Annotated in this window: 24 protein-coding genes; 12 read left to right on the top strand and 12 right to left on the bottom strand. The window is 62.7% G+C overall.

The window, feature by feature from the left end:
* Window positions 1–15: 15 nt before the first annotated feature.
* Together DS839_RS01145 and DS839_RS01140 are read right to left on the bottom strand one after the other, a co-directional pair.
* The gene (locus tag DS839_RS01145; protein WP_119268442.1) at window positions 16–1,566 is read right to left on the bottom strand and encodes a trimethylamine methyltransferase family protein; all 1,551 of its coding nucleotides are present in this window, start codon (window positions 1,564–1,566) and stop codon (window positions 16–18) included.
* 134 nt (window positions 1,567–1,700) lie between these two features.
* Window positions 1,701–2,519 carry a helix-turn-helix domain-containing protein gene (locus tag DS839_RS01140; protein WP_119268441.1) on the bottom strand — a complete coding sequence of 273 codons (819 nt, stop codon included), beginning with the start codon at window positions 2,517–2,519 and terminating at the stop codon, window positions 1,701–1,703.
* A gap of 132 nt (window positions 2,520–2,651) precedes the next feature.
* On the opposite strand from DS839_RS01140, the gene DS839_RS01135 reads away from it, so the two are divergent.
* Window positions 2,652–4,202 (top strand): ABC transporter substrate-binding protein, encoded by a 1,551-nt coding sequence (locus tag DS839_RS01135; protein WP_119268440.1) that lies wholly within the window; start codon window positions 2,652–2,654, stop codon window positions 4,200–4,202.
* A 194-nt stretch (window positions 4,203–4,396) separates the two neighbouring features.
* On the top strand, window positions 4,397–4,681 hold the full coding sequence (locus DS839_RS01130; RefSeq protein ID WP_119268439.1) for a hypothetical protein: 285 nt from the start codon (window positions 4,397–4,399) through the stop codon (window positions 4,679–4,681).
* A 76-nt stretch (window positions 4,682–4,757) separates the two neighbouring features.
* Here DS839_RS01130 and DS839_RS01125 read toward each other — a convergent pair whose 3' ends face one another.
* On the bottom strand, window positions 4,758–5,537 hold the full coding sequence (locus DS839_RS01125; RefSeq protein ID WP_162918213.1) for a MipA/OmpV family protein: 780 nt from the start codon (window positions 5,535–5,537) through the stop codon (window positions 4,758–4,760).
* A gap of 227 nt (window positions 5,538–5,764) precedes the next feature.
* On the opposite strand from DS839_RS01125, the gene DS839_RS01120 reads away from it, so the two are divergent.
* Both DS839_RS01120 and DS839_RS01115 read left to right on the top strand, forming a co-directional pair.
* Window positions 5,765–6,508: a response regulator gene (locus DS839_RS01120; protein WP_119268437.1), complete on the top strand. Its 744-nt coding sequence runs from the start codon at window positions 5,765–5,767 to the stop codon at window positions 6,506–6,508.
* The gene (locus DS839_RS01115; RefSeq protein WP_119268436.1) at window positions 6,505–8,028 is read left to right on the top strand and encodes an ATP-binding protein; all 1,524 of its coding nucleotides are present in this window, start codon (window positions 6,505–6,507) and stop codon (window positions 8,026–8,028) included. Before DS839_RS01120 ends, DS839_RS01115 begins: the two co-directional genes overlap by 4 nt.
* Before the next feature lie 126 nt (window positions 8,029–8,154).
* On the opposite strand, the gene DS839_RS01110 is transcribed toward DS839_RS01115, so the two are convergent.
* A complete protein-coding gene (locus DS839_RS01110; RefSeq protein WP_119268435.1) occupies window positions 8,155–9,504 on the bottom strand; it encodes an amidase in 1,350 nt (449 codons plus the stop codon).
* A complete protein-coding gene (locus DS839_RS01105; RefSeq protein WP_368911010.1) occupies window positions 9,504–12,020 on the bottom strand; it encodes a response regulator in 2,517 nt (838 codons plus the stop codon). The genes DS839_RS01110 and DS839_RS01105 overlap by 1 nt, the downstream gene beginning before the upstream one ends.
* Before the next feature lie 257 nt (window positions 12,021–12,277).
* Between DS839_RS01105 and DS839_RS01100 the strand changes: the two genes are divergently transcribed.
* The gene (locus tag DS839_RS01100; protein WP_119268433.1) at window positions 12,278–12,763 is read left to right on the top strand and encodes a hypothetical protein; all 486 of its coding nucleotides are present in this window, start codon (window positions 12,278–12,280) and stop codon (window positions 12,761–12,763) included.
* A gap of 346 nt (window positions 12,764–13,109) precedes the next feature.
* Here DS839_RS01100 and DS839_RS01095 read toward each other — a convergent pair whose 3' ends face one another.
* The 3 genes from DS839_RS01095 to dksA all read right to left on the bottom strand — a co-directional run bounded on the left by DS839_RS01095 (window position 13,110) and on the right by dksA (window position 14,797).
* Window positions 13,110–13,589 carry a DUF2852 domain-containing protein gene (locus DS839_RS01095; RefSeq protein WP_119268432.1) on the bottom strand — a complete coding sequence of 160 codons (480 nt, stop codon included), beginning with the start codon at window positions 13,587–13,589 and terminating at the stop codon, window positions 13,110–13,112.
* 121 nt (window positions 13,590–13,710) lie between these two features.
* A complete protein-coding gene (locus DS839_RS01090; protein ID WP_119268431.1) occupies window positions 13,711–14,346 on the bottom strand; it encodes a TetR/AcrR family transcriptional regulator in 636 nt (211 codons plus the stop codon).
* A 31-nt stretch (window positions 14,347–14,377) separates the two neighbouring features.
* Complete coding sequence (dksA, locus tag DS839_RS01085) at window positions 14,378–14,797, bottom strand: RNA polymerase-binding protein DksA (RefSeq protein WP_119268430.1); 420 nt, start codon at window positions 14,795–14,797, stop codon at window positions 14,378–14,380.
* 255 nt (window positions 14,798–15,052) lie between these two features.
* Here dksA and DS839_RS01080 point away from each other — a divergent pair, with 255 nt between their 5' ends.
* Genes DS839_RS01080 through DS839_RS01075 form a run of 3 tightly spaced genes read left to right on the top strand, consistent with a single transcriptional unit; the run spans window position 15,053 to window position 16,816 of the window.
* Window positions 15,053–15,898, top strand: coding sequence for an AAA family ATPase (locus tag DS839_RS01080; RefSeq protein WP_119268429.1), 846 nt, complete (start codon window positions 15,053–15,055; stop codon window positions 15,896–15,898).
* A 3-nt stretch (window positions 15,899–15,901) separates the two neighbouring features.
* Window positions 15,902–16,156: a hypothetical protein gene (locus DS839_RS36215; protein ID WP_162918212.1), complete on the top strand. Its 255-nt coding sequence runs from the start codon at window positions 15,902–15,904 to the stop codon at window positions 16,154–16,156.
* The gene (locus tag DS839_RS01075; RefSeq protein ID WP_119268428.1) at window positions 16,157–16,816 is read left to right on the top strand and encodes an ankyrin repeat domain-containing protein; all 660 of its coding nucleotides are present in this window, start codon (window positions 16,157–16,159) and stop codon (window positions 16,814–16,816) included.
* Here the strand turns inward: DS839_RS01075 and DS839_RS01070 are convergent.
* On the bottom strand, window positions 16,813–17,694 hold the full coding sequence (locus DS839_RS01070; RefSeq protein ID WP_119268427.1) for a LysR substrate-binding domain-containing protein: 882 nt from the start codon (window positions 17,692–17,694) through the stop codon (window positions 16,813–16,815). The genes DS839_RS01075 and DS839_RS01070 overlap by 4 nt on opposite strands.
* 111 nt (window positions 17,695–17,805) lie before the next feature.
* Here DS839_RS01070 and DS839_RS01065 point away from each other — a divergent pair, with 111 nt between their 5' ends.
* Entirely contained in the window at window positions 17,806–17,958 is a 153-nt protein-coding gene (locus DS839_RS01065; protein WP_119268426.1) for a DUF1127 domain-containing protein, read from the top strand.
* 98 nt (window positions 17,959–18,056) lie between these two features.
* On the top strand, window positions 18,057–18,371 hold the full coding sequence (sugE, locus tag DS839_RS01060) for a quaternary ammonium compound efflux SMR transporter SugE (RefSeq protein ID WP_119268425.1): 315 nt from the start codon (window positions 18,057–18,059) through the stop codon (window positions 18,369–18,371).
* 43 nt (window positions 18,372–18,414) lie between these two features.
* On the opposite strand, the gene DS839_RS01055 is transcribed toward sugE, so the two are convergent.
* The 3 genes from DS839_RS01055 to DS839_RS01045 form a co-directional block, all read right to left on the bottom strand.
* Window positions 18,415–19,158: a ZIP family metal transporter gene (locus DS839_RS01055; protein WP_119268424.1), complete on the bottom strand. Its 744-nt coding sequence runs from the start codon at window positions 19,156–19,158 to the stop codon at window positions 18,415–18,417.
* Window positions 19,159–19,231: 73 nt separating this feature from the next.
* A complete protein-coding gene (locus DS839_RS01050) occupies window positions 19,232–20,317 on the bottom strand; it encodes a Rieske 2Fe-2S domain-containing protein (RefSeq protein ID WP_119268423.1) in 1,086 nt (361 codons plus the stop codon).
* A gap of 2 nt (window positions 20,318–20,319) precedes the next feature.
* Window positions 20,320–21,633, bottom strand: coding sequence for an NAD(P)/FAD-dependent oxidoreductase (locus DS839_RS01045; protein ID WP_162918211.1), 1,314 nt, complete (start codon window positions 21,631–21,633; stop codon window positions 20,320–20,322).
* Window positions 21,634–21,771: 138 nt separating this feature from the next.
* Between DS839_RS01045 and DS839_RS01040 the strand changes: the two genes are divergently transcribed.
* Complete coding sequence (locus DS839_RS01040) at window positions 21,772–22,629, top strand: DEAD/DEAH box helicase family protein (protein ID WP_119268421.1); 858 nt, start codon at window positions 21,772–21,774, stop codon at window positions 22,627–22,629.
* Window positions 22,630–22,635: 6 nt separating this feature from the next.
* The gene (gene metA, locus DS839_RS01035) at window positions 22,636–23,553 is read left to right on the top strand and encodes a homoserine O-acetyltransferase MetA (RefSeq protein WP_119268420.1); all 918 of its coding nucleotides are present in this window, start codon (window positions 22,636–22,638) and stop codon (window positions 23,551–23,553) included.
* Window positions 23,554–23,591 lie beyond the last annotated feature (38 nt).

The raw sequence follows: 23,591 nt of genomic DNA, 5'->3' as shown, positions 1-23,591 counted from the left end.
CGTATTCGTCAATCCTCATGCTGGCGCCCTCATCGCCGCTGCCGGAAGGCGAACGGGAAAGCGGGCGCGGATCGCTTCATCGATCCCGGCCGGGATATGCGACGGATAGTGCGACGCGAGCGTGTCGTGCACCTTGCGCTGTGCCCTCTGCACGATATTCCTGCTTCCGTTTTCGCTCCATTCCTTGGGACTTGAGCGGTCGGCGACGGCCGGATAGACATATTCTCTCTGCATCAGCCGCAACGTCTGTCGATGCCCCAGGAAATGGCCGGGGCCGCCAAGGCAAGTCTCACGGATGACGTCGAGCGAGATCGCTTCATCATTCACCTCGATGCCGCGAATGGTGCGCTGGGTGGCGCCGATGATGTCATTGTCGATCACCAGCTGCTCGAGGCTGAAGCCGAGAAGTGACGCCATCATGCCGCCCGCCTCATAGATGAGATTCGCACCGGCATTGCCGACAAGGGCGTGATTGCAGGCCTTTTCATAGCCCGATTGCGCGTCCGGCAATTTTGAGTCGGTCATACCCGACGGCGTGCCGCAGGTGAGATCGTAAAACTGAGCGACCTGAGCCGCGGCGGCCGAGAGCAGCGCCTGCTCGCCGCTGCCGCCCGACATCGCCCCGGTGCGCAGATCGGAGATGAAGCAGAACGGCCCGAATATCGCCGGCGCTCCCTGCTGCACCGCATTCACATAGACCAGCCCTGCCAGGCATTCGGCAATCTCCTGGACCAGCGCGCCGGCGAGAGCGGCCGGCGACGTCGCACCCGCCTGGCCCGCCGAAACGAGAAACACCGGCATGCCGGCGCGCACAGCCATTTCCAGACAACGGCAGGACTCGGGAGCGAATTTGAGCGGCGGGACGACGAAACAGTTCGACTGGCTGACGAAGGGACGGGCGCGCCACTTGTCCTCGCCGCCCGCAATGAGATGCAGCATCTCGAGACTGGCGCTCATGTAAGCGGGCTCCCCCCAGCTCGTGCCGACATGCTTTGCTGTGCCCGCGACCGAGGCATAGCAGGTGTTGAAGTCCATTTCGAAAGGGTCGGCTATATCGCGGCAGACTACGGAACGCTGAAAGAAATGAACATGCTCCAGGGCATCGACGGTGCGCGCGATGTCGTAGAGGTCCTTGACCGTCGAATCGCGATAGTGCCCGCCCTCGGCGCTGACCATGTGAACCGCCGCGCCCGCGGTTCCGAAATGCACCTTGGTCCCCCAAGGTTCGAGATCATGACGAGGATGCTGACCATGGAGCACGAAATGCCGGCCGGCGCGCGCAATCGTGTCTTCAACCAAGGCGGGGGGAAAGGTGATCCGGCCGTCGCCGCGCAGTTGCGCGCCGGCCCGCGTCAGGACTTCGACGCCGGACGGCGGTGCGTCGGAGAGGCCGATCTCGGCGAGCACATCGAGCGCCGCACGATGGATCCGCACTATGTCCCCGTCGCCAAGAGGCTTGTAACGTCCGCCTGCCATGCCCGGCCATATCGGCCGCTCGTCGGGCGCCAATGGCGCTGCCCGCGCCGCGCGTCGCTGCTCCCGGCCGCGCCGGACCGCCTGAACCATGCCGGCTGCCACCCAAGTCTCCCCTTGCTCTTGCGCCCGCCATGCTAGGTCCGGCACTGGCGGCTGGGAAGCTAGGCGCATAAAGCGACCTGACTGGATATAGAATAAAACAGCACAAAAAAACGCCGCGTGTTTCAGAAATGCGGCGAAAAGGCTTCGTCGCCGCCGGCCAGGTCATTCTGCGTGCAGAAGCGCACATATTTGCTGATCGACTTGCTGTTGCGCTGGAACTGGCCGCATTCGTCGATGCGCTTGCGCAGGTCGATGTCGCGGCCGAGATAGTGCCAGCAGCACCGCAGGCAATAAAGCGAGCGGCTCGAATCGGGCGTGACGCCCATGGTGAGCCCCGACAGGAAGCTGAACTGTTCCTGATCGGCGCCATAGAGGACCGTGAAGAAGGCCGATGAAATCGCCTGCTGCCGGCGCTCCAAAATGTTCAGCATACTGCCGTTGAGATAGGCGATGCCTGTATATTTCACGGTCTTCGGCAAACCGGCCAAGCCCGAGGGATAGCGCTCGATCGTCTTGGTCAGGAGACAGCGATCCTCGATCGACAGGCGCGTCAGGGCGCGGTGAATTTCGGGCACCTGCCGATTCGGCTGAAAATAAACGTGATAATAACCTTCATAGTGCGCCGCGATGTTTGGATCCTGGCCTTCGATGAAGCCCGCCATGTAGTCCGACAGACGATCGCGGGAGCGCTGCAGCTTCGGCGGCCGGATGCGGATGAGCGCCTGGAACTGGTCCCGCGGCAACAGGATCTCGTGCTCTTCGAGGCCGAAGAAATCGCAAAGCCGGCGGAGCGACTGGAGCGACGGTTCGCTCGCCCCGTTCAGGTAGCGCTGCAGTTGATGGCGATTGATCTGCGCATCACGGCAGATCGCCGATACCGAACGCCCGTAGCTGCACAGGAGACGCAAATTGGTGGCGAAATCGCTGACACGGCGCGACATCAGGCATCCTTATGTGAGTTTGTTCCAGTTATGGGCCAGATCGGATACGGTCTGCAAGGGCTCTGACGATTGCCGGGACTCTTGCCGTTCCATTAGCCTCAGACCTGCCCAGCAGGGAGAGAGATTCGTGGCATGACCGTCAATCGTCGCGTGTTCATTCGCAATGCCATCATTCTCAGCGTCGTGCCAGGCGCCGGTCAAGCGCTCAAACCCGCCTCCGCTCGCGCCGAGCCTCAGAGAGGCGGGCTTTTCCGCGCCGCCCTCGGCCAGGGCGCCACGACCGACACGCTCGATCCGGCAACTTGGGGCACCAACTACTTCACGTCCGAACTGGGAAGCATCATCGGCAACGCGCTGACCGAGGTCGATGCGCGCAACGGCATCATCCCGGGCCTCGCCGAAAGCTTTGCGGCGGAGGACGGGGCCCGCAAATGGGTGTTCAAGCTGCGTCGAGGCGTCACTTTCCACAACGGCAGGACCGTCACCGCCGACGACGTCGTCGCGTCGATCAACTATCATCGCGGCGAGAATTCCAAGTCAGGCTCGAAACCCGGCCTCGCCATTGTCAGCGACATCAAGGCCGACGGCGCGGAGACCGTCATCTTCACGCTCAAGACCGGCAGCCCGGACTTTCTTTATGAAACGAGTTCCTACCGTCTCGCGATCTTTCCCGCGACCGACGGCAGGATCGACGCATCGACGGGCGGCACGGGTCCATTCATCATCACCCGGTTCGAGCCCGGCGTGATCCTCGAGGCCAAGCGCAACCCCAACTACTTCAATGCGGCCAAGCCCTATTTCGATGCGGTGCAACTGCGCGTCGTCGCCGACGCAGCGGCGCGCACCACCGCACTCATCACCGGCGAAGTCGACTATATCGACCGTTGCGACCTGCGCACTATCGACAGGCTGCAGCAGAGCAGCGATGTCGAGATCGACAACGTCACGGGTTTCTCGCATCTCGTGGCCACGATGAACACGACCGTCCCGCCCTTCGATGACATCAATGTGCGGCTGGCGCTCAAATATGCGATCGACCGCGAGGAGCTGCTCAAAAAGATCCTCTATGGTTACGGCACGGTGGGGAACGACAATCCTTTCGCGCCGACACTCAAATTCGCGGCCAATCCCGAACCCGTTCACCGTTACGACCCGGCGATGGCCAGATCCTATCTGAGGAAGGCGGGGCTCGACAGTCTCAAGGTGGATCTGTCGACATCCAACGCGGCCTTCGATGGGGCGGTCGACGCCGCCGCGCTGATCAAGGAAACGGCCGCCAGATGCGGCATCGAGATCAACATCGTCACCGAGTCCGCCGACAGCTACTGGGACACGGTATGGATGAAAAAGCCGTTCATGCTGTCCTTCTGGGGAGGCCGCCCGACGATCGATCAGCATGCGACACAGGCCTATGCGGCAGAGGCGCCATGGAACGACACGTTCTGGAAAGATCCCCGGTTCAACGAGCTCCTCGTCGCCGCGAGATCCGAAACTGATGAGGCGAAGCGGGCGGCGATGTATGCCGAGATGCAACAATTGCTGCATGACGAAGGCGGCCAGATCGTCCTGATGTTCAACAACTATGTGGGAGCGCGCTCAAAGAAAGTCGGGCATGGCGAGCTCAATTCCAATCTCGACCATGACGGTACTTACATGTGGCGTCGTTGGTGGCTCAACACCTAGAGCCAACCTCAAGCGAGATCGGCGGACTTTTTTGTGACTCCAACGCTTGCTTCGCACGAGTGCCTCTTGACATCGTGGGCCAAAGGGTGATTTGGAAAATATCACAATCGCGCCCGTGTTGCCGAGTTCATGGCCGGGCTTGATCCGGCCACAGCCGCTGCCGGGCTTTGCTTTCTCAAAAATGGAACCGTCAGATGACCAGCACGCCTTGCCAAAGCGCGGCGCTCGACCGCATCGCGCCATGGGCGGAGAAGATCGCCGAGTTCTTCGCCCTCATCGTCGAAATCATCCTGATGATTGCCGAAAAATTTCCGCAGCGCCTGCCGGAAGGTCGGGCGTTGGCTCAACGCACTGTGCTCACGGCCATCTCCTCGCTCCGTGACGTCGAAGCTCGGCTTCCTGCCGCCTTCGGTGAACATGTCCATGCCCTTGCGCGCAAGAGCTCGCCCGAGGTCGAGCAAAGGTTATTGAACGGGTAAGAAAAGAGTATGAAAGGGTATTGAAAGCGAGGGCGCGCATGCCCCCACGTAAAGCATCCGCCCAGGCATCCGCCGACTATCTGAAACGATAGGTCAGGAACAGGCCGCCGAAGAACTGGTCCGCCGATCCTTCATCCTCGACGATCGGGCTTGCGGCCGCATCCCCGACGAGCCGCTTGTACTGCGCGCGCCCGGAAAGGTCGATGCTCTCGGTGAGCATGTAGTCGAGGCCGAGCGTCACGGCGACGTCCTTGAAGCCCGCATCGGCGTCGAACTGGTCAAGTCCGCTCTTCGCCGACTGCGCCGAGGAGATGCCGAAATAAGTGTCCATATAGTTGCTGTCCGCCCAGGACGTCGATGCTTCGATGCTGGATCTGAGCTCCTCGGTGATGGGCACGCTGATGCCGGTCGATGCCTCGGCCAGCAAGCCATCATGCCCGCCGCCGACATCCTGGACGACGGTCAGGCCCGCCGCCCAGATGCCGACCTGGTATTTGAGGAAGCCGCCGACCTCGATCGAATCATCGACATCGCCAAGTCCGTCGAGCGCGTTGTTGTCATCTTCGTCGCGGCCGAAGCCATAGCGCGCGATCGGCCCGGTCTTGATATTGTCATCGCCCAGCGGCCCTTCGAAATCGAGGAGGTTGATCCCCAGCGATGTGCCCTCGATGAAAATAAAATCGTCATAGACGATCGAGACGAAGGGAAAAGGCTGGAATTCATAGTCGTCCGAGCCTTCGTAGTCGGGCGCATAGGCGCCGCCACCGCCCACCAGCACGCTCCACTTGCTGCCCTTTGCGTCCTGAGTTGACGTTGTGTAATCTTCATCCGCAGCATGGGCGGAGGCCGACCCCATGGCTGTTCCGGCGACACTTGCCATGATTATGAGCCAATTTGCGGTAAGAGCTTGAGCCAGGGTTTTCCGGGCCGGGAGACGGGAACGCATGGACGCTGTCCTTTAAGTGATGGGATGCGTCTCGTGTATGCGCCGATCCTGGCAAGGAAGTTTCGAGCGGGTTTCGATATGTTGCAGATTGTATCACCACGGGCGTCGCGTTGCGCTCCTGCTTCAGGATGCGCGCCATGATCAAGCAGACCAAGCCTCACATACTGATTGTCGACGATGACCGGCAGATTCGCGCCATGCTGGCGCGCTTCCTCGCCGAGCACAGCATGCGGGTGACCCAGGCCGGCGACGGCGAGCAGATGTTCAAGACACTGGAGACCGGCCGTTTCGATGTGATCGTCCTCGATGTCATGATGCCGGGCGACGACGGCTTCACCTTGTGCCGCAGGTTGCGCAGCACCAACACCATCCCGCTCATTCTGCTCACCGCCCGCAACAGCGAGACCGACCGGATCGTCGGCCTCGAGCTCGGCGCCGATGATTATGTGACCAAGCCCTTCAATCCGCGCGAGCTTCTCGCCCGCATCCGCGCCATACTGCGGCGCGCCACCGCCAATCCGGCGGCGGCGGAAAGGCTGGCGAGCGTCACCTACCAGTTCGCCGGCTGGACGCTCGACACCAGCCGGCGCTCGCTGGTCTCGCCGCAGGGTATCCTCACCGACCTGACCACGGGTGAGTTCGAACTGCTGGTCGCCTTCGTCGAGCACCCGCAGCGTGTCCTCAATCGCGACCAGCTCCTCGATCTCGCCCGCGGGCGGGTCAGCCTCGCTTTCGACCGCAGCATCGATGTCCAGGTCAGCCGGCTGCGCCGCAAGATCGAGACCGACCCGAACGCCCCCGCCCTCATCAAGACGGTGCGCAATGGCGGCTATTTCTTCACCGCCACGGTCACCGCGGCAGCTCCGGTTGTGTCGCCATGAGAATCCCCCTCTGGTCGAAGCTGCGCCTGGCGCCGCGGATCGCCATCCTCATCGTCGCAACCGCCATCGCAGCCAAGCTCTTGGACGAAACGCTTCAACACATCCTTCCGCCATCAGGCTTCTTGGTCGTCAACAACGAATGGTTGGCCAAGGCGGCGCAGGAAGCAGAGAAGATCGCCAATGAAACACCGGCGGCGGATCGTCAGGCCGCGCTTGCCAAATCGGAATTCACGCACTGGCTGAATTTTGACATCACTGCAGAAGCGCCAGCTTACCCCCAGGACGACCTGCCAAGACTTGCGCGTGAAGCCAGGGCTGCTCTCATCAAGTCGCTCAACCATCCGCCCGAAGATATCCTGGTCATGACCGAGCATTTCAAGGAGCCCGAGGTCAAGACAAATGTCGTGGTGATTTCAGAGATTCCGACCTTCATGAACACCGAGCTGCTGATGTCGCGTGATAGCATGGTCGTCGGCGATCTCCACATGGCCATCAGGCTCAAGGACCGATCCTGGCTGGTGATCAGCCCGACGGAAGCCGACATCACCACGCTGCACTATTTCCGCAATCTCATCAGCCTGATCCTCACTCTCTTCATCGTGGCGATCTTCTCGATCTGGATGGCACGCAGCATCGTGAAGCCTTTGACCAATCTCGCGCAAGCCGCGGAGAAGCTCGGCCGTGAGCGCGAAACCACGCCGATCACCGGCATGAAGCTGCCCGAGCTCGCTTCGATCGCCGACACCTTCAACGAGATGCAGGCGCGGCTCAAGAAATTCGTCGACGAGCGCATGCAGATGCTGGCCGCCATCTCGCACGACCTGCGCACGCCGCTGACCCGGCTGCGCCTTTATGCCGAGACCGTGCCGAACGAGGCGCAGCGCACCCAGATCCTGTCCGACATCTCCGACATGGAGACGATGGTCTCGACCTCGCTCGCCTTCATGAGCGATGATATCCACCGCGAGTCCTATAGCGCGGTCGACCTGGCGAGTCTCATCATCAGCCAATGCGACAATTTCGTCGATGCCGGCCGCAAGGTTTCCTACCAGGGGCCCGACCATGCCGAGCTCACCTGCCGGCCGGTGGCGGTGCGCCGCGCCATCTCCAATCTGATCGACAATGGCTGCAAATATGGCGGCGAGGTGTGCGTAACGCTCACCGACAATGTCGCTTCCCTCGTCATCGACATCCGCGATGGCGGTCCCGGTATCCCGGCCGATCAGACCGAGCGGGCTTTCGCGCCCTTCCAGCGGCTCGAGGAATCACGCAACCGCGAGACCGGCGGCACCGGCCTCGGCCTCACCATCGCCCGTGATGTCGTGGTGAGCCATGGCGGCGACATCCAGCTCATGCATGACGAAAAAAGCTTCCTGGTGCGTGTCGAGTTGCCCCGCCCCCGCGAGATCAGGGCAAGTCGGGCCGCTAAGCCTCATCCAAAAGCCAGCGCAAGACCGGCGCATCCACAACGACCGCCTCTCCCAGCTCGGAAACGAAAGACGCATAACCTTTCGTCTTGATCTCCGCGAAGGAGAACTCGGCATGGAGCTCGCGGCGTCCGTCTTCATGGACGCGGTGGATCAGAAGCCTTTGGCCGTCTTCGTCGCATTCGATCAGATGTGAATGCCCGGCCATTTGTCCGCTCCTCAGCCGCGCAACGATGCCAGCATCTCTTCCACCACCTTGGCGGTGGTGAACAACGGCTGGTCCTGGCCATGCGGCGCCATCAGCATGAGGCCGGTCGGCGGCTCGCCATCCCGGTGCATCGGCAGCGAGATGCCGCAGCAATCGAGGAAATTGCCGGTGAAGGTGTTGCGCAGCGACATGAAATTGAGCTTGAGGTAATCCTCATCCCGCGCCAGCGCGGAAATGGCGGGCGCTGCATTGCACGTGGTCGGCATCACCAGCGCGTCGAAGCCGATCATCGCCCGGTTGAACTGCCCGATCAGTCTCTGCCGGGTGGCGAGGAGATCGACATAATCGGGCGCCGAGATGAGCGATCCGAGCTCGATGCGCCGGCGCACCCGCTGGTCATAGCCCTCGCCCTTCTCGGCGATCTGGGCGCGGTGATGGAGGAAAGCCTCGACCGCCGATATGCCGCCCTTGGCATTGATCCCCGGCAACTGGGTGAGCTCCGGGAAGGCCACCTCTTCGATCAAGATGCCGGCTCGGCCCAGATGCGCGACGGCACGCTCGAAGGCGGAAGCGACTGCCTCGTCGATCAGCCCTGAGAAATAGTCGCGCGGCATGGCGAAGCGCAAATCGTGGCGCGGTTCCGCAATAGTGCCGTCCCAGTCTCCCGCCATGACCGCATCGGCCAGCGCACAGCACTCGACCGTCCGGGCGAGCGGCCCGATGCTGTCGAGCGTCGTGGACAGCGGATAGGCGCCCTTGGTCGAGACGCGCCCGGTGGAGGGCTTGTAGCCGACGACGCCGTTATAGGCGGCCGGTATCCGGCAGGAGCCGCCGGTGTCGCTGCCGATGGCGAGCGGCACCATGCCGTCGGCGACGGCGACGCCGGCGCCCGAGGAGGAGCCGCCGGGGATGCGCCCGGTCTGCCGGTCATAGGGCGAGCGCGGCGTGCCGTAATGCGGATTGAGGCCCACACCCGAATAGGCGAATTCGGTCATGTTGTTGCGCCCGACCGCGATGAAGCCCTGGGCCTTGAGGCGCTCGATCGCCGGGGCGTCGGCCTCGGCCGGCGCGGCCGTCGCGAGGATGGCGGATCCCGCCCGCGTCACCTGCCCCTTGAGATCGAACAGGTCCTTCACGCCGATCGGGATGCCGGCATAGGCGGGGACCGCAAGGCCCGCCTTGCGCCGCCGGTCATAGAATGCCGCCTGATCGAGGGCAGCGGCGCCATCGAGGACGATGAAGGCCCGTGCCCCCTCGCCCTGCGGATCCTCAATGCGCGTCAGCGCCGTTTCAACCAGGGCCACCGCGGTGACGGCCCCCTTATCGAGGTCGTGCGCCAGAGCGCGCAAAGGCTTGAACATCAGCTTCCCATCACATTCTTGACCGCTTCGGCAAGCTGCTTAAGCGAGAAGGGTTTGGGCAGGAAAGCAAAATCGTGCTCGCCTTCGAGATTTTTCTCGAACGCGTCCTCGGCATAGCCCGAGATGAAGATGATCTTGGTCGCAACCCCGCGCTTGCGCAATTCCTTGAGCAGCGTCGGGCCGTCCATTTCCGGCATCACCACATCGGAGATGACGAGGCTGATCTCATCGCCCTTCTCGGCGAAGATGGCAAGCGCGGCATCGCCCGAAGCCGCCTCGAGCACGGTATAGCCGCGCGACGCCAGCGCCCGCGAGGCGAAGGCGCGCACCGCATCCTCGTCCTCGACCAGAAGCACCGTGCCCTTGCCGGTGTGATCGGCGCGCTTGGCTTCCACGCGCTCACCCTTGGTCTCCTCCGGTGCCGCGGCCTCCTGCGTATGGCGCGGCAGATAGATGCGGAATACCGTGCCCCGGCCGACGACGCTGTCGCAGAAGATGAAGCCGCCGGTCTGCTTGATGATGCCATAGACGGTCGAAAGGCCTAAGCCCGTGCCCTTGCCGACATCCTTGGTGGAGAAGAACGGCTCCCAGATCTTGTCGAGGATATCCTTGGGGATGCCGGTGCCCGTATCCTGCACCTCGCACAGGACGTAATCGCCGGGCGGCATCGACTGGAGGTCGCTCGACTGCCGTTCACTGACGCTCGCATTGGAGGTCCGCACCGTCAGGGTGCCGCCATTGGGCATGGCGTCGCGCGCATTGACGGCGAGATTGATGACGACCTGCTCGAACTGGTTGACGTCGACCTTGACCATGCCGAGGTCGCGGCCATGCACGACCTTGAGATCGACCTTCTCGCCCAGGAGCCGCCCCAGCAGGTTGCCGAGATCGGAGATCACATCGGTGAGCGACAGCACCTCCGGACGCAAGGTTTGGCGGCGCGAGAAGGCCAGAAGCTGACGCACCAGATTGGCGGCGCGGTTGGCGTTCTGCTTGATGTTCATGATGTCGGCGAAGGCGGGATCGGTCGGCCGGTGCTTGGCCAGCAACAAGTCGGAGAAGCCGATGATGGCGGTGAGCACATTGTTGAAGTCATGCGCGACACCGCCGGCGAGTTGCCCGATCGCCTGCATCTTCTGACCTTGAGCCACTTGCACTTCGAGCGACTTGTTCTCCGTCTTATCGGTCGCGAAGACGAGGAAGCTCGCTTCTCTCTCGGCGTGGCCGGAAATGATGAACTGGACCTGGCGCGGCGGGTCGCCGATCCCCGAGGCGTCCACATGGGTGGATCTCGAGCCCATGCCGCCGACTGCCGCCAGCGCCTCGCGTATCTGGCCGCGTTGCTCGGACGGCACCAGGTTCTCGAGCGGAACCCCGCGCCGCGCCTGCGGCGACAGCGCGAGGAAGGCGAGATTGGCGTTGCGGATGATGCCCTCGCCATCGAGCTCGGCAATGCCCATGGGTGCGGTGTTGAAGAAACGGTGCAGCCTGGTGTCGGTGTCGGCGGTCTCGCCGCCCGCGCCGGGTTGCGGCAGGACCAGGCTGCGCGAGGGTTGCAGCCGGCCTTGGCCGTCATGCCCGGCGCGATGGATGATGTGCACCGGCACCGTGCGCCCGTCCTGCGCTTTCAGGTCAATGTCGAAGGCCTCGGTCAGCGTCGTCTCGCCCGAAGGCGCGATACGGGTGAGAAGCTTCTCCCCCGCTTCCGTGACCACGTCCTTGAGCGTCAGCGCCCCGCCTGTCGTCGCTTCGAGGTCGAGCCCCAGCCACTCCGCCAGCGTGGCGTTGATATAGGCGATGCGGCCCTCGGCATCGGCGGAGAAGAAGCCGGCGGGCGCCTGGTCGAGATAGTTGATGATATATTGCAGATGCGCGAAGGCGCCTTCCTGCTTGGCCCGGTCGGCGCTGATGTCCTGATGGCGCCACAGTGAAAGACCGGAGCCCCCATTGATCTCGATCGGCGAGACGCCGATCCTGATCCACACCGGCTCATGGGTCTTGGCGCCGGCGGCGGAGGAACCGGCATTGAGGCGGATCTCCTCGACGCCGGCGCGCCTTTCGCGCACCGATTGCGACAGCCGGTAGATATTCTGGGCGAGCTCGGGATATCCGGCATAGATGTTCTCGATCCCGACGAGCCGCGCCAGACCTGCGGCGGAGAGGAGCTTGAGATAGGCGGAGTTGCCGTAGAGGGCACGGCCCTTGGCATCGGTGACGACGCAGGCATCGCCGATCGCGTCGAGGAGCCCCTGGAAGAAGGCCTCGTCGCGGTCCCCCGGACCGATATGGACGATGCCGGCCAGGAGGCCGAAAAGGACGACGAGGCCCAGGAACGAAAGAACCGCCCCTGCCACCAGGAGCCAGGCCGGCACGGTTCCGCGCAGGAGCCAGGCGACCGCGGCCGTCACCAGGGCCAGCAGCACCGCCAGAAACAGCGACAGGAGCGGCCAGCCTTTGCGGGCGTTCCCCATGGGGCGAGCCCTGACCTCCGCTTGCTTGATACCGGCGTCACTCATCGTGATCGCAACTTCCCCACCCACGAATCGACCCAGTATAGGCGATTGATCAAGGGTCTTAACCCTGACCATCCCAAGCCGGCACAATATTCACTGGCCCACCCCCCCATTATTCATGGTAGAGTGACTTTTATGGCGTATCAGAGCCTGGCCCCGGGGCGTGGATCATCGTCCCTAGGGCAAAGGTTCGCATAAGTGTTTGGGGCGCTTCGCGTCGTCCAACAAGTTTGGCGCGAGGCGTTCGTCAGGAGGCGTAAATGGAAGTTCTGACGGCCTATTGGAGCTACATCGTCGGGGCCTTGATCGTCCTTGCCGTGCTGGTGCTGCTTTTCCTGGTCCTGCGCAGCCTCGGCGGCCGTGTCCGGGGCGGCAAAGGAGCGAGGCTCGGCATCAGCGAATATCACGAGATCGACAAGGATCGCCGCCTGGTCCTGGTGCGCCGCGACGATTACGAGCATCTCGTCCTGATCGGCGGAGCGCAGGATCTGGTGATCGAGACCGGCATTCCGATCGGCTTCGAGCGTGACTATGACGACACGTTCGTCGGCCGGCCGATGCACAATGAGCCCGTGGAACCGCGCGAGCCGCGCCGCAGCGTCCCCCGCAGCGAGCGCGAGGAGCATGCGCCGATCCCCTTGCGCGCCGCGCCCCGCCCGCCAGTCTTCGGCGAGAAGCGCCCGGTTCTGCGCACGGTGGAGCCCAAGCTCGGTCCGCAGGACCGCGACTACGACGACCGCGTCTAGAGCCTCTCCCGCCCGGACCTGACACCCGACAGGGTAAGAAGGCCGGAAATCCGAAAGGCCGTCCAGAAACGCCATCCCTTGTGTCCGCGGGACATGAGGTGTCTTCCTTCATTGCCAAGCAAAAAGCACGATCCAAACAAGTGCTGACAACGGAGGAAGCGGCATGAAGTGGACTGTGAAGGCCTGCGCCTTCGCAAGCGGCTGCACCTTCATGCACACTTGCCCGCCCGACATTCAGAAGCTCTACACGGCAATCTGGACCGACCTCTCCAAGTGACGAAGCCTGCGTCTAGAAAAAGACAAAGGCCCGGATCGCTCCGGGCCTTTGTCTTTTGATCGTTGCAGATCACTCGGTCGCGGGCGCGGGCGGTTGCCGCCTTTCGCTCATGAAGCGGTCGAACTCATCCTGATCCTTCGCCTTCTTGAGCCGATCGAGGAACTCGCCGAAGGCGCGCTGCTCCTCGGCCAGCTTGCGGCGCTCCTGCTCGAGCCGGTCGAGCTCGCTTTTCTTATAGGCGTCGAAGGCGCTGTTCCCGCTGGTGGGCGTCAGCTCATCACGGAAAGCCCAGCGCTTGAGATCCTGGCCCTTGAACCGGCTCCAGGGGGCGACGCTCTGGGATGATCCGGCCCACAGCTCGCCCTTGGCGAGCTTCCAGATAAGGGCCGCAAGGCCGAGCGGCCAGAAGACGATAAAGGCCGCGACGATCAGGGCGATTTCCCAGAAGGACCAGGATTTCCTGGCCCAGCCGCAGCCGCGGCGATGGCTCTGACGGTGATCTGAGGTTTCGTAACCAGGCTCAAAAGTTCCGGATGTGGATGGCGACATGGGACCTCCCTCGTGAGATGTTAGCCATGTTCACATAGGTGGCCAGGAGCCCTTTGCAAGGGAACGGGTGTGTAAAGATATGTTTCACGGCCGTTGGCCCGACCACACTTTGCACGGCCGCTCAGGATTCTGACGTAGCTGCGACCTTGGTCGGGACGGAGATGCCACTGTCCCTCAGCATGGCATCGACGGCGTCGCCGGCGAGCCGGCCGGCCTCCATGGCCGATACCGAGCCAGCGGCGATGAGGCCCGTCATGCCGTGGGTGAAGGCCCAAATCTTGATCGAGAGCTCGCGCACCTGGTGCTCCTTGGCGCCGAGCCCCCGCACCGCGTCCTCGAGCACGGCAAAGGCGCGGTCGCCGGCCTGCGTCACCGACGTGCCGACCGCCGGGAGGCCTGAGGAGAACATCGCCTGGTAGAAGCCCGGCTCGTCGAGCGCGAAAGCGTAATAGGCCGCCCCCATGCGGTGCAGCGCTTCATAGGGCGACGCGACGCCCGCCGTCGCGGCGAGGAGCCGATCGCGGAACAGGTTGAAGCCCTCTTCCGCCGTCGCCTCGATCAGCGCATTGCGATCGCGGAAATGACGATAGGGAGCGCTCGGGCTGACACCGGCGGTGCGCGAGGCCTCATTGAGGGTAAAGCCCTGCGGCCCATGTTCGGCAATGAGCCGACGGGCGGCGGCGATCAGTGCCTCTCTGAGGTTTCCGTGATGGTAGCCGTGTCGGACAAATTGGGCGTGCGGCGGCCTACAGCGCATGAACGGAAGCTACGCGCAACCGGGCCCGCAATCAATCATCACGATAGACCCGCTCGCGCCGCTCATGCCGCTCCTGGGCCTCGATGGAGAGCGTCGCGATCGGCCGGGCGTCGAGCCGGCGCAGGCTGATGGGCTCGCCCGTCTCCTCGCAATAGCCATAGGTGCCGTCGTCGATGCGCTTGAGCGCGGCATCGATCTTGGAAATGAGCTTGCGCTGGCGGTCGCGGGTTCTGAGTTCCAAGGACCGGTCGGTTTCGGTCGAGGCGCGATCGGCGAGGTCGGGAAGGATGTTGTTGTCGTCCTGGAGGTGCGCCAGCGTCTCGCGGCTCTCCTTCAGGATGTCATCTTTCCAGTTGAGCAGCTTGTTGCGGAAATATTCCCGCTGCCGCTCATTCATGAACGGCTCGTCTTCTCTTGGTTTGTAGTCTTCGATTTCGACTTCGACCGCCATCTAAGGCCTCACCCGGTACACGCCTGCATCAACCCTTCGGTGCGGCGGGCTTATAGCGATCCCGCCCTGCTTCGACAATAGCCAAAGAGAGTTCCATCACGGACATGTTCTCTTTACCGCATCACCATGATTCGCAAGGATTTTTCTCAGTTCAGGCCATTTGCCTGAACTCTGTGACAATACTGCAAAGACCATGCCTTTGCGGTCGCGGGGCATGGGCGCTATGACGGTCTGAAGCAAGCGGAAAGGCCTGACATGCGGTTTGAAGGCACCAAGGATTACGTCGCAACCGACGATCTCACCATGGCGGTGAATGCCGCGGTCGTCCTCGAGCGGCCGCTTCTCGTCAAGGGCGAGCCCGGCACCGGCAAGACGGTGCTGGCGCGCGAAGTGGCTTCCGCCCTCGCAACACCCCTCATCGAATGGCACATCAAGTCGACGACCAAGGCGCAGCAGGGTCTCTACGAATATGATGCGGTGAGCCGCCTGCGCGATTCGCAACTGGGCGACGCCCGCGTCCATGACATCCGCAACTACATCAAGCGCGGCAAGCTATGGGATGCGTTCACCCATGACCATCGCCCTGTCCTTCTGATCGACGAGATCGACAAGGCCGACATCGAATTCCCCAACGATCTCCTGCAGGAGCTCGATCGCATGGAATTCTTCGTCTATGAGACGGGCGAGACCATCCAGGCGAAGCAGCGTCCGATCGTTATCATCACTTCCAACAACGAGAAGGAATTGCCGGACGCTTTCCTCAGGCGCTGCTTTTTCCACTATATCAAATTCCCCGAGCGCGAGACGATGCAGGCGATCGTCGACGTCCACTTCCCCGGCCTCAAGGGCAAGCTCGTCCATGAGGCGCTCAACATCTTCTACGACATCCGCGACGTGCCGGGCCTCAAGAAGAAACCCTCGACGTCGGAGCTTCTCGACTGGATCAAGCTCTTGTTGAATGAAGATGTGAGCCCTGAGACCTTGCGCGAGCGCGATCCGCGCAAGCTGATCCCGCCGCTCCATGGCGCGCTCCTCAAGAACGAGCAGGATGTGTCGCTGTTCGAGAAGCTCGCTTTCATGGCCAGGCGCGAAGGGAGATAAACCATGGATCCCGGCATCATTCTTTTGGTGTTGATTGCCGCCGCCGCGCTCTGGGGTTCCTTTTGGCTAGATCGTCGATCCAGGACAAAGACCGACGCAGCGGCGGGATCGTATCCCTACATGGACTCTGCTGCCGTCCGGACCGATTTCACAAATCATCGCGGATACGATAGTGCTGGCGACAACGGCGGAGTTGGCGGCGGCAGCGGAGACGCTGGTGGTGGCGGAGGCGATGGCGGCAGCGGTGGCGGAAATTGAATGCGCTTCATCTCTTTGCTCACAGTCCTTGCTCTGACGCTCGCAATGGTCAAATCACCCATGGCTTCCGAAACCGATCTCCACAAGGCCGCCGGCGCCAACGACACGGCGCGCATCGAGACTTTGCTCAAGTCGGGCGCACGCGTCGATGCGCGCGACTCTTCCGAGCGCACCGCCCTTCTCGTCGCCACGCAAGCCAATGCCGTCGATGCGGCGCGCATCTTGATAGCCGCGGGGGCCGATGTGAACGCCAAGGACAATATCCAGGATTCGCCCTATCTCTATGCCGCCGCCGAAGGCCGGCTCGAGATCCTGCGCCTGACGCTCAAGGCGGGCGCCGATCTCAACAGCGTCAACCGCTATGGCGGCACGGGTCTCATTCCGGCCTCGCATCATGGTCACCCCGACATCGTGCGCGAATTGCTCAAGACCAGGATCAATATCGATCATGTCAACCGGCTGGGCTGGACCGCACTGCTCGAGACCATCATTCTCTCCGATGGCGGTCCGACGCATACCGAGATCCTCGAGCTGCTCGTCGATGCCGGCGCCAATGTGAACCTCGCCGACCGCGACGGCGTGACACCGCTCGCCCATGCCGAGCAGCGCGGCTATGCCGAGATGGCGCGCATCCTGAAAGCGGCAGGCGCCAAACCTTAGTCCCGCGTGAGGCCTTCAAGCCATTGCCGGAAGGCCAACACGCGTGGCTTGCTCCATTTCGCCGACGGTCCATAGACGTAGTAATTGTCGGCATCACGACGAAGCACCAGTTCGGGCAGCGGACAGACGAGCTTGCCGGTCTTGAGCTCATCGGTAAGCAGCGTCAGGTCGCCCATGGCGATGCCCTGCCCCATCACCGCTGCCTGGATCGCCGTATCGAGAAGCGGAAAGGTCTCCCCACTCATCGGGTCGACATCGCCGGCCGCGAATTCCTCGAGCCAGACTCGCCAGTCGTGGCGATCCGGCGTGGTGTGGAGAAGGTTGAAACGGCCGAGATCGGCCGGCGCCCTGATGCTGCGGCCCTCGATGAGGCGCGGCGAGCAGACCGGCGTCATGCTGGCGGGGACGACCAGCATCGCTTCCCAGCCTTCGGGGCACTGGGGGCCGCAGCCGAAAGCGAGGTCGTAGCCGCCGCCAATGGCTTCCGGCCATCCATAGATGCCGGTCGTGACATTGACCTGGATGGCCGGGTGATTCTGCCGGAACAGATCGAGCCGCGGTATGAGCCAGCGGATGGAAAAGCTTGGCTGGCTGATGAGCCTGAGCTTCGGCGCTTCAGCCGCCACATCGGCGAAACCCGCGGCGATCGCCTTGAAGGCCTTGCTGAGCACGGGCAGGAATTTGCGGCCATGCTCGGTCAGCTCAACCTGGCGCGCGCGGCGGATGAAGAGCGGCAGGCCAAGCTCCTCCTCGAGCAGCTTGACATGCCGGCTGATGGCGCCCTCGCTGACATGGAGCTCGGCCGCGGCGCGCGCGAAGCTCTGGTGACGGGCCGCTGCTTCAAAGGCCCGCAAGGCATTGAGAGATGGCAGGCGCATTGCCGTTAAGCCTTAGTTTTCCTGATCCTTACCCCCAGATAGCTTGCTTTGAATTCGATATAAAGAGGCCGTATCTGGAGGCCTGGATCAGCGCCGCAAGAGGAGGGCAAGATGCATAACACACTCGCAGCATGGATCGCCCGCCACCGTTATCGCCGCGATCTGGTCCGGCAATTGGAACTCGGCAACCATCTCGTCAAGGATATCGGCCTCACCCTCGAGCAGGCGTTGACCGAGATCAGGAAACCGTTCTGGCGCGCTTGATCGGCCGTCCTCGTCTTCCTATATGAGCGGCGCGAGGACGACCTCGCTTTTCCCTTGATCGGTGCACGGGACGACCCTGCAGAAAGCAGAGGTTCGTCATGGCGTGGCTTTTTCTTGTTGTCGCCGGTCTTTTCGAGATCGGCTGGGCCATCGGCCTGAAATACACGGATGGCTTCACGAAGCCGGTGCCGTCACTTCTCACCGCCCTCAGCATGATCATCAGCCTGGTCTTGCTGGGCCTGGCGCTCAAGACCCTGCCGGTCGGCACGGCCTATGCGATGTGGACCGGCATCGGCGCGGTCGGCACCGCTTTGCTCGGCATGTGGCTCATGGGCGATCCGGCACATGTGGCGCGGCTCGTCTGCATCGCCGTCATCATCGGCGGCATTTTCGGGTTGAAGTTTGCGGGGTGATTTTCGGAAGCCTGTTTCCGTTGATGTCGGGCGCCGGACTGGATTACCCCGCTAGTTTGGATAACCCAAACGCAGCGATAAATCCGAGGACTGTTATAAGTCCTGAGTAGTTATGGGTTGTCTCGAAGGCCTCGGGTATCATCGTATCCGCGATCATCGCCAGAATGGCGCCCGCGGCAATGGCTTCAGTCGCGGCGATCGCGTCGGCGGAGACATCGCGGAAGACCACATAGCCGGTGAGAGAAGCAATTCCCGAGATCACGGCGATGCCGCCCCAGAGCCCGAAAACATATAATGCGGACCGACCGGCCCTTTTCATCCCCAATGCGCTCGACAGGCCCTCTGGTATGTTGGACAGGAAGATCGCCACCACGGCGACCCAGCTCACGACACCTCCGCCGATCATGCTCACGCCGATGACGATCGATTCCGGAATGCCGTCCAAAAGTGCACCAACTGCAATTGCGGCTCCATTGTTCTCGACGGAGGAGTGTTTCTCGCCGGATCGCTTGCGGTGCCTGGCGCCATGGCCGGAGAGATACACGTTGGCGGCTGTGTAGACGACTGCACCGGCAATGAAGCCCGATGCGGTTGAATCGATGCCGCCCCGTTGATAGGCCTTGTCCATGAGCTCGAAAGAAAGGGCGGAAATCAAAACACCGCTGCCGAAAGCCATGATTGCGGCGATGATCCGCTGTTGAATATTGGCAAGAAAGCCGACAGCGGCTCCGATCAGAAGCGCGGAACCGCTTACCAAGCCCCAAAAGCCGGCAAGAGCAATGTCCACGAGAGATCCATCCCGTTATTCGATAGACCTGAAGCGAGCATTCCCATGACGATTCGTCAAATGGGGCTTCCAGCTAGTCGAGCGCGTGCGCCTTGCGTCCGCCGCGGCGGATCTTCTCGGCCGGCTCGGTGTCGAGAAGCCGCTGCGCCAGCGCGACCGTGCGGCCTGCGAGATCCGCGGCACCGCGATGCAATTCAGCCGATGAGCGCACCTCGGCGACATTGCGCTCCATGTCCTCGGCCGCCCAGCCGCGCGAATGCGCAATGAACGGAAACTGCGGAAAGTGGAAGCCGAGCTCGGCGAAGAAGCCCAGTATCTGGCCGACGACACCTTGCACATTGTCCTGGCCGCCGACGATGATGAAGGACGCGACCTTGTTGCGGATCAGCACCCGGTTATGCGTGGTGACTTGGTTCTGGATGCAATTGAGCCGTTCGGCCATGCGGAAATAGAGCGAGCTCGCCTGCCCCCAGCGGATGGGTGTTGCGATGATCACCGCGTCGGCCCAATGCACCAGCGCCTCATAGACGGGGGTCAGTTCGTCCTTGGGTCGCATCTGGGTGATCGAGCACGGCCAGGTGCAGGCCTGCGCCGCCTTCGAGTAATAGCCCTCGCATGCTCTGAATTTGAGGTCATTGAGCTTGATGAGCCGGGTTTCGCAGCCCAAGGCCTCTGCCGCCTTGAGCGACGAGCCCAGAAGGTCATCGGAGCCCGAATAGCGCGGCGCCCTCTTGTCCATCGCCGTCGTCGAGATGCCGGCGACACGAACAGGCCCCTCGGCGCGAAGTACCGGCCGCGCCAGAGGATGCGGCTCATGCGGCGCCTTCTGCCGCTTGGTCGGCCTGAGTTGCAGCAGCACGCGGCCATTCTCGACCTTGACCGGAAAGGATGGCACTCGGTCCTCTTCGAAACCGGGCTCGCCAAGCCCCGTCACCCGGTGGAATTTCCACTGGTGCCAGGGACAGACGATGTAGTCGCCATCGAGCGCGCCTTCGCCGAGCGGACCGCCGACGTGATTGCAGGCATTGTGGACCGCGCCAAAGGTACGGGCCGCGCAGGAGAGAGCGATCTTGACCGATTGCACCTCGATGGGCTGCAAGGCTTGCGCCCCGAGTTCATCTGCCGCACCGATGTCGATCCAGTCTTCGCTGTGGGGCATGCTCACTCCGCTGCGAGCCTTACTTGCCGCGCCGCCTTTTCGTCGCGCCGGTCGCGCGCCTGCATCAGCCAGTAATTCGCCTGCACGCCGATGCGACCGAAGGGACCACCGGCCCATCGCGGCGCGAAAGCGGCGAAGCGGCGGTATTCGTCGTCGCCATCGGCGATGGCGCCCGCCAGCAGGAGGCCCGCCATGGCCGTCGTGTTGAGACCATGGCCGCCGAAAGCCGTCGCGAACCACTGTCCGTCGGGCGCCCGCCCGATGAGCGGCATCTTGTGCAACGCATAGGCCATGAGGCCCGCCCAGGCATAGTCGATCTTGGGGGCGCCGAGCTGCGGATAGACCGACAGCATATCCTGCTTGAGCATCCGTGCCAGACGCGAAGGCGTGCTCACCCGCGTGGTGATCCGCCCGCCCCACAGGACCCGGTTGTCCGGGATCAGGCGGTAGTAATCGCCGGCCCGGCGCATATCGCCTATGCCTGAACGCACCCTGATCGCGTCCTGCTCCAGGGGCTCGGTGACGGCGACATAAGTCGCGACCGGCAGGACGGCGCGGCCGGTCGGCGGATGGATGCGGCGGTCGAGCGAAGAGACGCAGTGGACGACATGCCGGGCGTGGATCTCGCCATAAGCGGTCCGCACGACGAGGCTGGTGCCCTCTTTGCGCACGCTGAGCGCCGGGGTGTTCTCATGGATCTTCACCCCGCAATGCTGGGCGTCGTCGGCGAGGGCGCGGGCATAGCGCAAGGGATGGATGAGCAGGCTGCGCGGGTTCCTGATGCTCTGATAATAGCGATCGGTCACCAGGATTTCGCGCGTCTGCTCGGTCGAGAGCACGTCGAGCCCCTCATTGAAGTCGCGCAGCATCATCGCCGCATAGCGGCGCGCCCCCGCGGGATCGTCCACCCTCTGGGCGATGATGATGCCGTCACCCATCTTGATCGAGGCGTCGAGGCGCTGGACCTCGCGGCGGACATATTCGGTGCCATGCGCCGAGAGCCGGTAAAGGGCCTGCGCGTTCCTGAGGCCCACACGCTCTATGATCTCCTCGATCCCGGCGGCAAAGCCATTGCCGACGAAACCGGCATTGCGTCCGGACGCGCCCCAGGCGAGCTGCTTCGCTTCGAGCAGCACGACGATCCGGCCGCGCTTCTGCAGCTCCCGTGCCGTGGTGATGCCGGCAAGCCCCCCACCGATGACGCAGACATCGCAGGCCGCCACGCCCCTGGGCGGGCCCAAGTCTTCGCGCGACGGCGCTGGCGCCGTCGCCTCATACCAGGTCTGAGAAGTCTCGCTGCCCATGGGCTGGTTCACCGAATCTCTACCCTTCCAGCATTCTAGAGCATGATCCGGAAAAGTGTGGAATCTGCCCTGTTTACCCGGCATGGCGGGCCGGTTGCTCTTGAGGGCCCGCATAAGCTATTGAACCGCGGGCGACTTTGAGGACAACCGATGCGTTTCAAGACCAGCAAGGAGTTCCGGGACTGGCCGAACAAGGCCGTGACCGTCTTCGGCATGTCCGGGGTCGGCAAGACCACCCTGGCCGACCTGCTGCAGGGCCGCGCCTGGTTCCACTATTCGGTCGATTACCGCATCGGCACGCGCTACATGGGCGAGCATATCGTCGACAATTTCAAGCGCGAGGCGATGAAGGTCCGGTTCCTGCGCGACCTCCTGCGCTCGGATTCGATCTATATCTCCTCCAACATCACCTTCCAGAACCTGGAACCCCTGTCGACCTATCTCGGCAAGCCCGGCAACCCCGAGAAAGGCGGCATCGATTTCGCCGAATACAAGCGGCGCCAGGCGCAGCATCGCGAAGGCGAGATCAGCGCCCTCAAGGACGTGCCGGCCTTCATCGAGCGCTCGCGCGACATCTATGGCTACAGCCATTTCATCTGCGATTCCGGCGGCAGCCTGTGCGAGGTCGTCGATCCTGAGGATTTCAGCGATCCGGTGCTGCAATGCCTCGCCGACAACACGCTGCTTCTCTACATCGAGGGAACTCCGGCGCATGCCCGCATGCTGGTCGAACGCTTCCGCAAGATGCCCAAACCGATGTATTATCAGCCGCGCTTCCTCGACGAGAAATGGGCGGAGTACAAGAAGATCAACGCCATCAACGAGGATTGCGAGGTCGATCCCGACGGCTTCGCCGCCTGGGGCTTTGAGCAGCTTGTGCATCACCGCATCCCGCTCTACCAGGCGATCGCCCGTAACTTCGGCTATTCAGTGAAGATGGAAGACGTGCCCAAGGTGAAGACAGAAAAGGACTTTCTCGATCTCGTGTCGCGCGCGATCGACGGTTGAGTGACCATGCCCATCAAGATTCCCAACGATCTGCCGGCCACAGCGACGCTCGAACAGGAAGGCGTCATGGTGATGAGCGAGGAAACCGCCGCCCGCCAGGACATCCGTCCCCTGCATATCGGCCTGCTCAATCTCATGCCGACCAAGATCAGGACGGAGACGCAGTTCGCGCGCCTCTTGGGGGCCACGCCGCTTCAGGTCGAGCTGACGCTCGTCAAGATGACCAATCACGTGCCCAAGAACACCCCCAATGACCACATCATCGCCTTCTACCGCGACTGGGAGGACGTCGAGGCGCAGAAATTCGACGGCTTCATCATAACGGGAGCGCCGATCGAGCTGCTCGAATTCTCCGACGTCACCTATTGGGACGAGCTCGAGCGCATCTTCGACTGGACGCAGAGCAACGTCCATTCGAGCTTCCATATCTGCTGGGGCGCGCAAGCCGGCCTCAATCACTTCCACGGCGTTCCCAAGCACACGCTGCCCAAGAAGCTCTTCGGCGTCTATCGCCACAAGAACCTCAAGCCCGCCTCGCCCTATCTGCGCGGCTTCTCGGATGACTTCTCGATCCCCGTCTCACGCTGGACGGAAGTGCGCCGCGCCGACATCCCCACCGATCATGGGCTCGACATATTGATGGAATCGGATGAGGCCGGCCTCTGCCTGATCGAGGACAAGGCGCATCGCTCGCTCTATATGTTCAACCATGTCGAATATGACACGGCCTCCCTCGGCGAGGAATATTGGCGCGATGTCAAGGCCAACAAGCCGATCGAGCTGCCTAAGGACTACTATCCGGACAACGATCCCCATCGCACGCCGGAGAACCGCTGGCGCAGCCACGCCCATCTCCTGTTCGGCAACTGGATCAACGAGGTCTATCAGACGACGCCCTTCGCGCTCGCCGATATCGGGAAGTAGACCTCGACGACGCTGTCGCCACCCTGTCACAAACGGAC

The sequence above is a fragment of the Taklimakanibacter deserti genome, from assembly GCA_003574785.1.
This window is presented reverse-complemented; position numbering and strand designations above follow the sequence as displayed.